The organism is Pseudomonas sp. 3B-A001-10F (assembly GCF_056313565.1).
In genome coordinates this window covers 1-15059 of record NZ_JBQYFW010000044.1, presented here as the reverse complement: position 1 = coordinate 15059, position 15059 = coordinate 1, and the positions used below count along the sequence as shown (strand labels likewise).

Below are 15059 nucleotides of genomic sequence, written 5' to 3'. Positions count from 1 at the left end.
GGCCAGACGTTAGCGGTTCAACTGTGCGACAGCCGCCGCTGGGGCAGGTTCACCTTTGGCCGGCATGTCCGGGTTTTCCATGACCTGAAGAATAGAAGCTTCCGGGTCGAAATCGTCTTCTTCCAGCTCAATGAATTCTTCCGGCAGGAAGATGTTCAGCACGATAGCGCACAACGCGCCGACAGTGATCGGTGATTCGAAGATGTTGCGCAGCGCTTGCGGCAGTTCGCGCAACACTTCCGGCACCGCCGCGATGCCCAGGCCCATGCCCAGCGAAATCGCCACGATCAGCATGTTGCGCCGATGCAGACCGGCTTCGGCGAGGATCTTGATCCCGGCCACCGCCACAGTGCCAAACATCACCAGTTCGGCGCCGCCGAGTACCGGTTTCGGCATCAGTTGCAACACCGCGCCGATCATCGGGAACAGTCCCAGCAGCACCAGCAGACCGGCAATGAAGAAGGCCACGTAACGGCTGGCCACGCCGGTGAGCTGAATCACGCCGTTGTTCTGCGCGAAGGTCACCATTGGCATGCTGTTGAACACGGCGGCCATGGCCGAGTTGAGGCCGTCGGCGAGCAGGCCGGACTTGATCCGCCGGATGTACAGCGGGCCTTTGACTGGTTGCCGGGAAATCATCGAGTTGGCGGTCAGGTCACCCGCAGCCTCCAGCGGCGACACGAGGAAAATCACCGCCACTGGCACGAACGCCACCCAGTCGAAGTTGAAACCGTACTTGAACGGCACTGGCACGCTGACCAGTGGCACCTCTGGCATCGAGGCGAAATCCACGGTGCCCATCAGCCATGCGACTACGTAGCCAAGGGTCAGGCCGATAACGATCGCGCCCAAGCGCAGAAACGGCACGTCGACGCGGTTCAACACGACGATGGTTCCGATCACCAGCGCCGCCAGAAACACATGGCTGGCTGCGCCCAAGTCAGGCGCGCCGAAACCGCCGGCGATGTCGGTCATCGCCACTTTGATCAGCGACAGCCCCATCAGCGTGATGATGGTGCCGGTGACCACCGGGGTGATCAACATGCGCAGTTTGCCGATGAACTGGCTCAGCACCACCTCAATGAACGCGGCAAAAAAGCACACACCGAAGATCGTCGAGAGGATTTCATCGGTGCCGCCACCGCGCGCCTTGACCATGAACCCGGCGCTGAGAATCACGCTGATAAAGGAAAAACTGGTGCCTTGCAGACACAACAACCCCGAACCGACCGGGCCGAAACGCTTGGCTTGCACAAAGGTGCCAAGCCCGGAAACGAACAGCGCCATGCTGATCAGGTAGGGAATTTCACTTTGCAGACCGAGGGCGCCGCCCATGATCAGGGTCGGGGTGATGATGCCGACGAAGCTAGCCAGCACGTGTTGCAGTGCGGCAAACACTGTGGCGGTCAGGTGCGGACGATCGTTGAGGCCGTAAATCAGGTCGTTGTTGCGCGGGGCTTTTTCAGAGGCGGTCATGGTGTTTTGCGCGCCGCGAGGCGGGGCCGGGTCAGAAAATGGAGGCGCAGAATGCCGGAAGAGGGCGGTAAGGGCAACGAGCAATAACTGCCTGAAAGGTCAGGTTTTATGGGTCGCTATCAGCAAACTCCCCTGTAGGAGCTGTCGAGTGAAACGAGGCTGCGATCTTTTAAGATCAAAAGATCGTCCGATCGCGGCCCGAGCCTGCGGCAGCTCCTACGGATAGATGTATCAGGAGAAAGCGCTGAGCAAATCTTCTTCAAAAGCTTTTTGCGCATCCCCCGGCACCTGCGCCCGATGCCGGGCCAGATGAAAGTCGACTTCGAAACTCAACTCGCCCTCACGGATCGGCTTCAGTAGGCCCTTCGCTTGCCAGCTCCGCGCATAGTGATCCGGCAGATACCCCACGTGTTTACCCGACAAAATGAAGGTCAGCGTGCCTTCCACCTGTTCCGAGCGCGCCGAGCAGACCTTGCCCTGAAACGGCTCGTCACTGCGAAAAAATCGATAGGGGTGATCGACTCGGTCGCAGGCCTGCAACGCGGCATCGCTGGGTGCGTAATCAGTGAACAATGGATGGCCGGCAGCGCAGTACAAATGCTGGGTTTCGCTGAACAACTGGCGATAGTCGAAGGCACTTTGCACCTGCGAAAAATAGCCGATCGCCAAGTCCAGCCGCTGTTGCAACAGCAGCCGTTCCATTTCGCCGGGCATGGCGCTGATCAGTTCGATGCGCACCGACTCATCACGCTCGCGAAAACGCCGGATCGCCGCCGCCACCCGCTGCAGCACCGATTGATCCACCGACTCGGAAATCCCCAGGCGCACTTCACCGATCAAGCGCCCGGCGACGCCGTTGGATTGATGGCGGAACGTTTCAATCGATTCAAACAGCGTGCGCACCGCGATCAGCAACTGCTCGCCCTTGGGCGTGACACTGAAACCGCCCTTGCCACGGCTGCACAGACGATAGCCGAGGCGAGTTTCGAGTTTGGCCATTTGCTGGCTGATGCTCGACTGGCTCAGGCCCAGATCACCCTGGGCTGCACTGAAACCACCGCACTCGACCACCCGCACAAACAGGCGCAACAACTGCAAGTCCACGTCGTGGAGTTGGCCCAACATCACATTACTCCGGGGTAAAGTCAGGATAATTATTCGGCTATTTTTCTAATGTATCCGACGGCGCATCCTGCAACCACTTCCTCCGGTCAGGTGTTCGTCATGGCTCCCGTGTTCAAGCTGTGTTTCCCCGCGCTTTTGTTGTCGGTGGCTGTTCAGGCTCAGGCCGAGGACAAGACACTCAATCTCTACAGCTGGGCCGATTACGTGCCACCGCAAACCCTGCAACGGTTTGAGGAGGAAACCGGTATTCATGTGCGTTACGACACCTTCGATACTTCCGAGGTGCTGGAAACCAAGTTGCTCACCGGCGGCAGTGGTTACGACGTGGTGGTGCCGTCGTCCAGCGTTCTGGCGCGGGGACTCGCGGCCGGCGCGTTGAAGGAAATCCCTCACGAGGGCCTTAAGGGCTACGCCAATCTTGATCCGGATTTGCTGGAGAAAATGGCCGCTGTCGACCCCGGCAATCGCTATGGCGTGCCGTACACCTGGGGCACGCTGGGTCTGGGCATGAACGTCGAGGCCGTGAAGCAGCGGCTGCCTGATGTGCCGCTGAACAGCCTCGATCTGCTGTTCAAACCGGAGAACGCCAGCGAGCTCAAGGACTGCGGCATCGCGATCCTCGATTCGCCGCAGGAGGTCATCGGTCTGGCCCTGCATTACTTGGGCAAGGATCCCTACAGCACCGACAAAAACGACCTGGCCGCCGCCGAGGCGTTGTTGCAGAAACTCCAGCCGTCGGTGCTCTATGTCGCCAGCGGCCGGCAGATCAATGACCTGGCCAGCGGCAACGTGTGCCTCGCGCTGACCTACAACGGCGACGCGAGCATGGCCGCTGATCAGGCGCACAAGGCCAATAAACCGTACGAAGTGGCCTACCGCATTCCCAAGGAAGGCACGCTGGTGTGGCAGGACAATCTGGCCATCCCCAAAGACGCGCCGCACCCCGAAGCCGCGCGGGCGTTCATCGAGTTCATGCTGCGCCCCGATTCCGTGGCCGAACTGACCAATACACTGTTTTTTGCCACCGCCAACCAGGCCGCCACGCCGTTGGTGGATGAGGCCGTGCGTAACGATCCCGACATCTATCCGCCGAGCGAAGTTCGCGCGCGGCTGTATGCCGATCGCAGCATGAGCCTCAAAGACATGCGTCAGCGCACGCGTCTGTGGACCACTTTCCGTAGTCATCAATAACAACAGGAGCCCCACGATGGATGTGCCTATGCAAAACGATCAGGCCATGACCCGAGACAGCCTCTACGGCACCGCCGCCGAAAGTACTTACGCCGGCATTACCAGTTTCATGCGTCGGCGCTACAGCCGTGACTTGCGCGGCGTCGATGTCGCGGTCAGCGGCGTGCCGTTCGACACCGCCACCAGTAACCGTCCCGGCGCCCGCTTCGGACCACGCGGGATTCGGGCCGCTTCCACCGGGATTGCCTGGGAACGCCACTGGCCGTGGACGTTTGACCCGTTCGATCATCTGGCGGTCATCGATTATGGCGACTGCGATTTCGATTTCGGCGCACCACACAGCATTCCGCAAAGCATCGAAGCTCACGCCGAGCACATTCTGACCGCTGGCAGCGCGATGCTGACGTTTGGCGGTGACCACTTCATCAGCTACCCGCTGCTCAAGGCCCACGCGCGCAAACATGGGACGTTGTCGCTGATTCACTTCGATGCGCACAGTGACACCTGGCCGGACGAAGAGGACAAACGGGTCGATCATGGCACCATGTTCTGGCACGCCGCTCGGGAAGGGCTGGTGGATCCGGCAAGCTCGGTGCAGATCGGCTTGCGCACGACCAATGACGATCACATGGGGTTTCAGGTACTCGATGCACGGCAGGTGCATCGACGTGGTTGCGACGCCATTGTCGAAGCCATCCGCGCGCGGGTTGGCGATAACCCGGTGTACCTGACATTCGATATTGATTGCCTCGATCCAGCGTTTGCACCGGGCACCGGCACGCCGGTGTGCGGCGGCTTGAGCACCGCGCAAGCGCTGGAGATTCTTGGCGGTTTACGCGGCATCAATCTGGTCGGGATGGACGTAGTGGAAGTCGCCCCGGCTTACGATCACGCCGACGTCACCTCACTGGCCGCTGCCACACTGGCGATGGAAATGCTCTGCCTCTACGCCGCCCGCCACAAGGTTGATATTTAACCCGCACACCATAACCCCTGTGAGAGCGAGCCTGCTCGCGAAGGCGTCAGATCAACCAACATCTTTGTTGCCTGACCCGCCGCTTTCGCGAGCAGGCTCGCTCCCACATTTTCAGCCAAGGCTCCTGCCAGTTTCTGACACCAGCCTCTGCTAAGCTCGAACATCTTTGCCCTCCAGAGCCTGCCCACCGTGTCGCGTACCACTCGTCTTTTGACTTTGCTGCAAGTGCTGCGCGGCAAGAAGCGCCCGGTGACGGCGGCGACCCTGGCTGCCGAGCTGGAAGTGTCCGAGCGCACGCTTTATCGCGATATCGCGGAATTGACCGCCCTCGGCGCGCCGATCCATGGCGAAGCGGGGATCGGTTATGTGTTGCGCAGCGGCTTGTTTCTGCCGCCGCTGATGCTCAATGCCGACGAAACCGAAGCCATCGTCCTCGGTTTGCGTTACGTCGATCAGCGCGGTGACGAAGTCCTCGGCAAAGCCGCGGCGGATGCGCTGGCGAAAATTGCTGCCGTGCTCGATCCGCAGGCCCAGGAAGCGCTGCGCAATCCCACGGTGATGGCGGGCCCGCCGGGTTATGGTTTTCCGCAAAACGCCGTGCCGTTGAACGTGTTTCGCCATGCCATCCGCGACCAGGCCAAACTGCACATCGATTACGCCGACGCGCAACAGGTGCCCAGCCAGCGGTTGATCTGGCCCTTGGCGCTGGGCTTCCTCAATGAGGTGCGAATCATCGTTGCGTGGTGCGAATTGCGCAGCGCCTATCGTACGTTTCGTACCGACCGCATCAGCGCGGCCAGCCGCCAGGGCGAGGGTTATCCGGGACGGCGCAGCGATCTGTTGCGCACATGGCGCGAGCAGATGCAACTGGATGAAAGCGGACGTTTCACTCCTGACAAAAACTGACGCAACGCTGTTTTAGGATGGTCGCAGAACCAAACAAAAAGGAGCCGCAATCATGTCTCATCCCGTCTCTGCACTGGCCCCGGCGATTGCTGCGTATATCGATGCGGCCAACGCACGCGATACTTCCAGGGTCGCCAGTTTTTTTGCCGAGGATGCCAACGTGTTCGACGAGGGCCAACATCAGGTCGGCCCGCAAGCCATCGCACAATGGATGCACGACACCGGGCAGCGCTATCAGCCACGGGTCGAAGTGCTGGACGTGCAGCAGCGCACCGGCAAAGTGCTGGTAAACGGGCTGATTTCCGGAACTTTCCCCGGCAGCCCGGCGCAGCTGCGCTACACGTTTCGCTTGAACGAGCAGGGGAAAATCGCCCGACTGGATATTTCCCTGTAACCATCGTGGCATACTGCCGCGCATGACTTTCGACTCTCCTCTCAGCGCCTGGCAACACGCCGTGCAACACAAGGGCTTCATCCAAGATGAAGCCCAGGAACACGCGGTCTGGGCGTTGCAAAAATGCCATGAAGCGCTGCACGCCGGGGCCGCTTCGGTCAGCGGCGTTTATTTGTGGGGGCCGGTCGGGCGCGGCAAGACCTGGCTGATGGATCAGTTCTATCAGTGCCTGCGGGTGCCGGCGCGACGCCAACACTTTCATCACTTCATGGGCTGGGTCCATCAGCGTTCATTCCAGCTGACCGGGATTGCCGATCCGTTGCGTGCGCTGGCCAGGGAGCTGGCGGCCGAGGTGCGGGTGCTGTGTTTCGATGAGTTGTTCGTCAACGACATCGGTGACGCGATCATTCTTGGTCGGTTGTTTCAGGTGATGTTCGACGAAGGCGTGGTGATCGTCTGTACGTCCAATCTGCCGCCGGATGATCTTTACGCCGATGGCTTCAATCGCGACCGGTTTGTGCCGGCGATTGCCGCGATCAAGGCGCATATGCAGGTGGTTGCGGTGAATGGCGCCGAGGATCATCGCTTGCATCCGGGAACGGGCCTGCAACGCTACTTTGTCGCCACGTCTGCAGTCAGTGCGCTGAACGAAGTCTTTCAGGCATTGACCGCCGGCCAAGCAGCCAGCGCCGAACCGGTGGCGGTCGGTCATCGCCAGTTGAACGTAGTCCAGGCCAGTGAAACGGTGTTGTGGTGCCGCTACGCCGATCTCTGCGAGCAGCCGTTCGCCGCCATGGATTTCATCGCGCTGTGCGACCGCTACACGGCTATTCTGTTGAGCGAAGTACCCAATCTCAGTGGGCAGAAACGCGAAGGGCGCATTGCGCGCGGCACCGAAGACGCCGCGCAGCGGGTAGTTGCGGGCGACCGTGAGTTGCCGCAATTGTCGGTTCACGACGACGGCGTGCGGCGTTTCATTGCGCTGGTCGACGAGTGCTACGACCGCAAGGTGCCGCTGTACATCGAAGCGCAAGTACCCATGGACGCACTGTACACCGAGGGTTATCTGGAATTTCCGTTCCGCCGCACCCTCAGTCGCTTGCAGGAGATGCAGCTGCAGCGTTTTGCCGAAGCTTGAATGGAAGAGGGCGCCGACATGAGCCAAGCGTTATCCCATCATTTGCTGACCATGGCCTACCAGAATGCCTGGGCCAATCATCGCCTGGCCAAGGCCTGGACGCAGCTGAGTGCGCCGGATCTGGCGGCGCCTCGGGTGAGTTTTTTTCCGAGCATTCGTCTGACCCTCAATCACATCCTCACCTGCGACTGGTTCTACGTCGATGCACTGGAACGCGAGCTACGCGGGGCCGAGCCGCATCCTGACTGTTATGTGTTTTTCAATGTGGACGAGCCGTTTACCGACGCCACGCATTTGCGCGAAGAGCAGGCTCATGTTGATCGGCGGCTGATCGCCTATTGCGAACAATTGCGCGATGCCGATCTGCCCCGGATCGTCACTATCGCCCGTGATACGCCGCAGCACGACAGCCGCTTGCGCATGCTTTCGCACCTGTTCGAGCATCAGCTTCATCACCGGGGGCAGGTGCATGCGATGCTCAGCGATACCGTGGTGAAACCGCCGCAACTGGATGAGTTTTTCTGCGTCGGCGAGAGCAGTCTACGCGCCGAGGACTTTGCCGAACTGGGCTGGACCGAAGAGTTGATCTGGGGGCACTGACGGGTAAAAAGCAAAAGTCTTTTGCATTTGTCGGTTGCCCGCCCGATCACCCCCGCGCTAATGTCAGGCAGCCTTTCAGTACGCACTTTGCGCGCCGGGGCTTTTGTGTTCGGGGATGGAAATGGATTCCGCAGAAATTCTTGTACTTCAGGCCAGCTACAGCAATCCAACGCACGCCGAGGCCATCGGTATCGTGCTCAACCACTATGCAGAAGACCCGATGGGCGGCGGTCATTCGCTCGACCCTGAGCTGCTGCGTCGCCTGCCCGAAGAACTGTCCCGGCGCCCGCATGCGTTCAGCGTGCTGGCCTTCGTCGGTGGTGAACCGGCGGGGCTGGTGAACTGCTTTGAAGGGTTTTCCACGTTTGCCTGCAAGCCGCTGGTCAACGTCCATGACGTGGCGGTGGTGGGCCGCTTTCGCGGTCTCGGCCTGAGCCAGAAAATGCTGCAGAAAGTCGAAGAAATTTCTCGCCAGCGCGGTTGCTGCAAAATCACCCTCGAAGTGCTGGAAGGCAACGCCGTGGCGCAGAATGCCTACAGCAAGTTCGGCTTTGCGCCGGGCATGTTCGACCCGGATCACGGGCGTATGCTGTTCTGGATCAAGAATCTGCAAGCCTGAAAGCCTGAAATGCCCCTCACCCTAACCCTCCCGAAACGTCGGACCGCCCAGAGGGAGAGGGGACTGACCGAGGTGTTTGGGCAAGATACGCCGACCTGAGACATCGAGCCGAACTCAGGTTTTGAAAAGCATGAAAATCGGCTCCCTTTCCCCCTCGCCCCTTTGGGGAGAGGGCTGGGGTGAGGGGGTTGGATCTTGCTGACCCAACCCCATCTGCGAACTCGCGACAGCATAAGGTCGAACATCCCGCTCATTGCCCATAAAAAAGGCGCCCCATTCAGGGCGCCAAACTGTCTTCTTCCAGGCCAGAGCGGAGCCACGGAAGGTCCATCGGTTGCTCGGTCAATCTCAGTCGCGATACGACTCGGTCACTTGCGCCGTCTGATCGGCGGGAACGCGAATTTCCTTCGCGTTGGCGTCGCTCTTCTGCTCGCTCTGGGCCTGGTGAACCGGGAAATTGTCGTAGTAATAACGCATACGCTCAGCGCCGCCCTCGGCAAAAACGCTGGCAGAACCCATGGCAAATAGCCCGGCAAGGATTGCGGTAGTGATTTTCATGGTGCCTCCTACTAAACAAGTGGGAGCCGTTCGTCCATGAAGCAGATCTCGGAAGAGAGTCTGGGAGGCCTGAATTAACGCGGGGTTAACGCCCGTTCAGTGGAGTTTTTGCAGCATGTTGCAGAACATTTGATAGTCGGGAACGGGGGGCACCTGTCAGAGCTGACCGTGGCGACGCATTGGATGGGGCAGAGGTAACAAGCGAAATTCGAGGCCGGCTGGATGAGTTTTCTGCGGACATGAAAAAGGGGCCGGTTTCGGCCCCTTCTGGTGTTACTTCTGCGCGACATCCGCCGGCGCGGCGTCGGGTTTCTTCGGCTTCATCAAACTGAAGTCGATCAGCGCACGCTGCTCGGTCTGGTACGGATCGCCGATCAGCAGAGGGCGAGCCTTGAAGCTGTCGCTGACCAGGCTCTTGCTGTGATCGAGTTCATCGAAGCTCAAACCGGCCAGGTCAGCCCAGGTGTGGATCAGATGCGAGCTGCTGTACGGACGATCGAGGTCGGCGGCGAAGTTCCAGTCGTGGTTGGCTTTCCACTTCGGCGACGCCCAGGCCATGAACGGGATGGTGTACATCGGCGCGGTCGGTTTGTTTTCGTTGCGGCCCAGAGTCTTGTGGCCCACTGAGTCGAACACGTCTTCACCGTGGTCCGAGAGGTACAGCAGGAAGCCGTTCGGATCGGATTTGGCGTAATCCTTGATCAGGCTCGACACCACGAAGTCGTTGTACAGCACGGCATTGTCGTAGCTGTTGTAGGTCGGGACCTGGTCGTCACGCACGCCGGTTGGTACGCCGGTGCGGTCCTGGAACTTGTCGAACGTCGGCGGATAGCGGTACTGATAGCTCATGTGCGTGCCGAGCAAATGCACAACGATCAGCTTGCGTGGCGCCGCGTCAGCCAGGGCCTTGTTGAACGGCTCGATCACATCACCATCGTACTGCGCGGCGTTCTGATTGCGGTTGTTGTTCAGGTACACCTGCTCGTCGGCCTGTTCGGAGAACGTGGTGAGCATGGTGTTGCGCTTGGTCATGGTCTGCTGGTTGGTGATCCAGAAGGTCTTGTAGCCGGCCTGTTTCATCATGCTGACCAGCGACGGTGTCGACAGGTACAGGTCGGGGTGCTCTTCGTCAGCGAAGGTCAGCACCTGCTGCAACGCCTCAATGGTGTACGGACGCGGAGTGACGACGTTGTCGAAAACCGCCAGTTGATCCTTGAGCTTGTCCAGTTCCGGCGTGGTGTTGCGCTGATAGCCATAAAGGCTCATGCGCTGACGGTTGGTCGATTCGCCGATCACCAGCACCAGGGTCTTCGGCTGGTCGGCCGAGGCGTCCTTGAGGTTTTTCAGCGGCGGGATCTTGCTCACGTTGTGCAGCATGCCCTGCATGTCGGCGAGGGTTTCCTGGTAACGGTGATAGGCCACGACCATCTGCCATGGCACCGCCGGCTCGATGCGGGTTTCGAATTTCTCGAAGCCTTGGGCGAAGGTGCCCATGCGCATTGTCTGTTTGACCAGCGGATAACCGATCACCGCAATGAGGATTGCCATCGCCGCGACGAATGCGCGGCCACGGGGCATGTATACCGGACGCAGACGCGTCCACAGGAAGTAAGCGAAGGCGGTGTGTGCGAGGAACGCTGGCACCATCCACCAGGCAAAGTACTGGGTCATGTACTCGCCGGCTTCAGAGATGTTCGACTCGAACATGATGAAGATGACGCTCTGGGAGAACTCCTGCTCATAGATGAAAAAGTAGCCCAGGCTGGCCATCGAGCAGGCCCACAGCACCACGCCAATGATGGCAGCGAGCAGTTTGGTGCGTTTGGGGAACAGCAACATCGGTGCTAGCCAGATCGCGCTCATGACGAACGCCTGACGGAACCCGGTGAAGCCGGAGGTGCCGGTCAGCTGGATCAGCAGTTGGGTGATACCCGAGAAGTACCAGAAGAATACAAACAGCCAGAGAAATCCGGCCCAATCGAAACCTGTCGCAGTCGTTTTGCTGCGTTTGAACAATGCCATTCGGCGCTCCAGCTCACTCGTTACAACCACCGCCGGAACATCCATGAAGCCGACGAACGGAGGCCGTACACGCAGGTACGGCCAGAATGGGGCGGAGTATTACGAAGAGAATGTGAAAAGTTTGTGAGTTGCCGCTTTGCTCTATAGAGAGGAGGGCAGCGATGGATCATGTCGGGAACAGCGGCGGCCGTTCCCGAAACAGGCGGGGATCAGGCGTGGGGGTGACGCTGAACGACCGGCAAAGGTTGCGGCTGCACACCTTGGGTCAACAGGCGCAGCTGCGCCAGCTCCTGTTTCAACTGGTCGCGTTCGTCTTTCAACTGGCGCAATTCATCGCGACGGATTGTCACGTACAGGGTTTGTGGCGGCATTGCTGTGTGTACTGTGCCCATTGCTCACCTCGCAAATGGCGTGCATCAACTGTAGGTCGTCCCCGCTTTGGGGTACTGACTTACTATCGGCGCCGATTTTGATTTCTTTTGCCTGTGAATGGAACTTTTTTATTTTTCATGGTCGGTGTGTCTTCGGCAGGATTCGGGGCGTTATCAGTCTGGATCGGGCACAATGCCCGGAAACTTCATCGCAACGCTCTGGACTAACCTCCATCAGTCGCGTTGGGCTATAACCAATGACACACATTTATTTGTAGTAAGGAGCATCAGCACATGCAACTCGGGATTATTGGACTGGGCCGCATGGGCGGCAATATTGCGCGACGTCTGATGCTCAACGGTCACACCACCGTTGTTTACGACCGCAATACCGCTTTCATCGAGAACCTGGTCGCCGAGGGCTCCACCGGCGTCGCCGACTTGCCGGCAATGGTTGCCGGCCTGGCCAAACCGCGTGCGGTCTGGGTCATGTTGCCGGCCGGCGCGCCGACCGAAGACACCATCAACACCCTGAGCACTTTGCTCGAAGCCGGCGATACCATCATCGACGGCGGCAACACCAACTATAAGGATGACATCCGCCGGGCCAAAACTCTGGCCGAGAAAGGCCTGCACTACATCGACGTCGGTACCTCCGGCGGCGTCTGGGGCCTGGAGCGTGGCTATTGCATGATGATCGGCGGTGACGCCGAAACCGTGCAGCGCCTCGACCCGCTGTTCGCTGCTCTGGCGCCGGGCATGGGTGATATCCCGCGCACCAAGGATCGCCAGTCCGACGACCACCGCGCCGAACACGGCTACATCCACGCCGGTCCCGCCGGTGCCGGGCACTTCGTGAAGATGATTCACAACGGTATCGAGTACGGCATGATGGCCGCGTTCGCCGAGGGCTTCGACATCCTCAAGACCAAGTCCAGTGAGCGCCTGCCGGAAGATCAGCGTTTCGACCTCAATGTGGCCGACATCGCTGAAGTGTGGCGCCGTGGCAGCGTGGTGTCGTCGTGGTTGCTCGACCTGACCGCCGATGCACTGGCCAGCGATCCGAAGCTCGACGGCTTCTCCGGTTCGGTTGCCGACAGCGGTGAAGGTCAATGGACCATCGAAGCGGCCATGGAACAAGCGGTGCCGGTACCGGTGCTGTCGAACTCGCTGTTCTCGCGCTACCGCTCGCGCGGTCAGGGCACCTTTGGCGACAAGATTCTTTCGGCCCAGCGCTTCGGCTTCGGCGGCCACGTGGAGACACCGAAGAAATGACCCATACGATCCGCAGAAAATCCAAGGCAGAACCCGCACCACCGACCACGCTGTTTTTGTTCGGTGCCCACGGCGACCTGGTCAAGCGCTTGCTGATGCCGGCGCTGTACAACCTCAGTCGCGACGGCTTGCTTGACGACAATCTGCGGATCGTCGGCGTTGACCACAACGCCATTACCGATGAAGCCTTCGCGCAGAAGCTCGAAGACTTCATCCGCACCGAAGTGGCGGCGAAGGTCGGCAAGGGCGATCAGATGCTTGATCCGGCTTTGTGGGCCAAGCTCGCCAAAGGTATCAGCTACGTCCAGGGTGATTTTCTGGACGACAGCACTTATTCCGCGCTGGCGGAGAAAATCGCCGACAGCGGCACCGGCAATGCGGTGTTCTACCTGGCCACCGCGCCGCGTTTCTTCAGTGAAGTGGTGCGCCGTCTCGGCGCGGCCAAATTGCTCGAAGAAACTCCCGAAGCGTTCAGAAGGGTGGTGATCGAGAAGCCGTTCGGCTCCGATCTGCAAACCGCCGAAGCGTTGAACGCCTGTTTGCTCAAGGTGATGTCCGAGAAGCAGATCTATCGGATCGACCATTATCTGGGCAAGGAAACCGTGCAGAACATTCTCGTCAGCCGGTTCTCCAACAGCCTCTTCGAAGCCTTCTGGAACAATCACTACATCGACCACGTGCAGATCACCGCCGCTGAAACCGTCGGCGTCGAAACCCGTGGCAGTTTTTACGAACACACCGGCGCCCTGCGTGACATGGTGCCCAATCACCTGTTCCAGTTGCTGGCCATGGTCGCCATGGAACCGCCGGCCGCGTTTGGCGCCGATGCGGTGCGCGGCGAGAAGGCCAAGGTTGTGGGGGCAATTCGTCCGTGGACCACTGAAGAGGCGCGGGCCAACTCGGTGCGCGGTCAGTACAGCGCCGGTGAGGTCGACGGCAAGTCGCTGAGCGGTTATCGCCAGGAGCCCAACGTCTCGCCTGAGAGCAACACCGAAACCTACGTGGCGCTGAAGGTGATGATCGACAACTGGCGCTGGGTCGGCGTGCCGTTCTACCTGCGCACCGGCAAACGCATGAGCGTGCGCGACACCGAGATCGTCATCTGCTTCAAACCGGCGCCGTACGCGCAGTTCCGTGACACCGAAGTCGACGAATTGCAGCCGACTTACCTGCGCATCCAGATCCAGCCCAACGAAGGCATGTGGTTCGACCTGCTGGCCAAACGGCCGGGGCCGGCGTTGAACATGGCCAACATCGAGCTGGGTTTTGCCTACAAAGACTTTTTCGAGATGCAGCCGTCGACCGGGTACGAAACCCTGATCTATGACTGCCTGACCGGCGATCAGACGTTATTCCAGCGCGCCGACAACATCGAAAACGGCTGGCGTGCCGTGCAGCCGTTCCTCGACGCCTGGCAGCAGGATGCGAGCGTGCAGACTTATGCCGCTGGTGAGGACGGCCCGCAGGCTGCTGAAGACCTGCTGACTCGCGATGGTCGCGTCTGGCATGGCCTCGGATGAGTGACTTTCCGCAACAACCTATCCGTTTTCTGCTCAGTGACATGGACGGCACGCTGCTGTTGCCCGATCACACGCTGAGCCAGCGCACCATCGAAGCAGTGCGTTCGCTGCGTGAGGCGGGCGTGTTGTTCAGCCTCGCCACCGGTCGACCGCCGAAAGCCATGTTGCAGCAGATCGAAGCCTTGGGTGTCGATTTGCCGACGGCGGCGTTCAACGGCGGCACTATCGTCAATCCTGACGGCAGTCTTTTGGTCGCGCATTACCTGCCGGCCAGCACCGCGCTGATTGCGCTGGCCACGTTTGCTGATCAGCCGGAAGTCGAGATATGGGTGTTCAGCGGCGGCGACTGGCTGCTCAAGGATCCGCACGGGCCAATGGTGCCGCGCGAGCAGCATGGCCTCGGTTATCCGCCGGTGGTGGTGGAGAGTTTCGAGCCGTATCTTGAGCGCATCGACAAGATCGTCGCGACCAGTAACAACACTGAGCTGTTGATCGAACTGGAGGCGCGCCTGTTGCCCAAGGTCAATGGCATGGCACAAGTGTCGCGTTCGCAACCGGTGTATCTCGACGTCACGGCGCAGGAAGCCAACAAAGGCACCGCGCTGGCGACGCTGGCCGAACATCTCGGTATTCCATTGGAGCAGACAGCGGCCATCGGCGATGGCGGCAACGACCCGGCGATGTTCCATTGTGCAGGCTTTTCGATAGCCATGGCCCAGGCGGAGGACGCGGTAAAGCGCCAAGCCGACGTGGTCACTGCGCCGAACACTGAAGACGGCGTGGCGCAAGCGATCGAGAAATACATCCTCCCTCGCTGAAAGCACGCAAAACCAAATGTAGGAGTGAGCCTGCTCGCGATAGCAATGTATCAGTCACCATTTCCTGGGC

At 60.0% G+C, this 15059-nt stretch carries 15 protein-coding genes; 10 read left to right on the top strand and 5 right to left on the bottom strand.

Going from position 1 to position 15059, the window contains the following annotated elements; genetic code table 11:
* Positions 1-9: 9 nt before the first annotated feature.
* Complete coding sequence (locus AC0ZWN_RS26480) at positions 10-1476, bottom strand: nucleobase:cation symporter-2 family protein (protein WP_034156004.1); 1467 nt, start codon at positions 1474-1476, stop codon at positions 10-12.
* Between the two features lie 231 nt (positions 1477-1707).
* A complete protein-coding gene (locus AC0ZWN_RS26475) occupies positions 1708-2601 on the bottom strand; it encodes a LysR family transcriptional regulator (RefSeq protein WP_476337300.1) in 894 nt (297 codons plus the stop codon).
* 99 nt (positions 2602-2700) lie between these two features.
* On the opposite strand from AC0ZWN_RS26475, the gene AC0ZWN_RS26470 reads away from it, so the two are divergent.
* The 7 genes from AC0ZWN_RS26470 (at position 2701) to AC0ZWN_RS26440 (ending at position 8425) form a co-directional block, all read left to right on the top strand.
* Positions 2701-3792, top strand: coding sequence for a polyamine ABC transporter substrate-binding protein (locus tag AC0ZWN_RS26470; RefSeq protein WP_476337298.1), 1092 nt, complete (start codon positions 2701-2703; stop codon positions 3790-3792).
* Between the two features lie 16 nt (positions 3793-3808).
* Positions 3809-4768, top strand: a complete 960-nt coding sequence (gene speB, locus AC0ZWN_RS26465) for an agmatinase (RefSeq protein WP_476337296.1) — start codon at positions 3809-3811, stop codon at positions 4766-4768.
* Positions 4769-4957: 189 nt separating this feature from the next.
* Positions 4958-5674, top strand: a complete 717-nt coding sequence (locus AC0ZWN_RS26460; RefSeq protein WP_116256222.1) for a helix-turn-helix transcriptional regulator — start codon at positions 4958-4960, stop codon at positions 5672-5674.
* 52 nt (positions 5675-5726) lie between these two features.
* Positions 5727-6068 carry a nuclear transport factor 2 family protein gene (locus AC0ZWN_RS26455; protein ID WP_099759073.1) on the top strand — a complete coding sequence of 114 codons (342 nt, stop codon included), beginning with the start codon at positions 5727-5729 and terminating at the stop codon, positions 6066-6068.
* Between the two features lie 22 nt (positions 6069-6090).
* Positions 6091-7206: a cell division protein ZapE gene (zapE, locus tag AC0ZWN_RS26450; RefSeq protein WP_476337293.1), complete on the top strand. Its 1116-nt coding sequence runs from the start codon at positions 6091-6093 to the stop codon at positions 7204-7206.
* Between the two features lie 18 nt (positions 7207-7224).
* Entirely contained in the window at positions 7225-7806 is a 582-nt protein-coding gene (locus AC0ZWN_RS26445; protein ID WP_476337291.1) for a DinB family protein, read from the top strand.
* Positions 7807-7927: 121 nt separating this feature from the next.
* Positions 7928-8425, top strand: a complete 498-nt coding sequence (locus AC0ZWN_RS26440) for a GNAT family N-acetyltransferase (protein WP_476337289.1) — start codon at positions 7928-7930, stop codon at positions 8423-8425.
* 348 nt (positions 8426-8773) lie between these two features.
* On the opposite strand, the gene AC0ZWN_RS26435 is transcribed toward AC0ZWN_RS26440, so the two are convergent.
* The 3 genes from AC0ZWN_RS26435 to AC0ZWN_RS26425 form a co-directional block, all read right to left on the bottom strand.
* Complete coding sequence (locus tag AC0ZWN_RS26435; RefSeq protein ID WP_476337287.1) at positions 8774-8983, bottom strand: hypothetical protein; 210 nt, start codon at positions 8981-8983, stop codon at positions 8774-8776.
* A gap of 273 nt (positions 8984-9256) precedes the next feature.
* Positions 9257-11005: a phosphoethanolamine transferase CptA gene (locus AC0ZWN_RS26430; RefSeq protein WP_476337285.1), complete on the bottom strand. Its 1749-nt coding sequence runs from the start codon at positions 11003-11005 to the stop codon at positions 9257-9259.
* A gap of 209 nt (positions 11006-11214) precedes the next feature.
* A complete protein-coding gene (locus tag AC0ZWN_RS26425) occupies positions 11215-11397 on the bottom strand; it encodes a DUF6026 family protein (RefSeq protein ID WP_007914840.1) in 183 nt (60 codons plus the stop codon).
* Between the two features lie 273 nt (positions 11398-11670).
* Between AC0ZWN_RS26425 and gnd the strand changes: the two genes are divergently transcribed.
* Genes gnd through AC0ZWN_RS26410 form a run of 3 tightly spaced genes read left to right on the top strand, consistent with a single transcriptional unit; the run spans position 11671 to position 14989 of the window.
* Positions 11671-12651, top strand: coding sequence for a phosphogluconate dehydrogenase (NAD(+)-dependent, decarboxylating) (gnd, locus tag AC0ZWN_RS26420; RefSeq protein ID WP_093432832.1), 981 nt, complete (start codon positions 11671-11673; stop codon positions 12649-12651).
* Positions 12648-14171 (top strand): glucose-6-phosphate dehydrogenase, encoded by a 1524-nt coding sequence (gene zwf / locus AC0ZWN_RS26415; RefSeq protein ID WP_476337282.1) that lies wholly within the window; start codon positions 12648-12650, stop codon positions 14169-14171. The genes gnd and zwf overlap by 4 nt, the downstream gene beginning before the upstream one ends.
* On the top strand, positions 14168-14989 hold the full coding sequence (locus AC0ZWN_RS26410) for an HAD family hydrolase (RefSeq protein WP_476337280.1): 822 nt from the start codon (positions 14168-14170) through the stop codon (positions 14987-14989). The genes zwf and AC0ZWN_RS26410 overlap by 4 nt, the downstream gene beginning before the upstream one ends.
* The last annotated feature ends 70 nt before the right edge of the window (positions 14990-15059 follow it).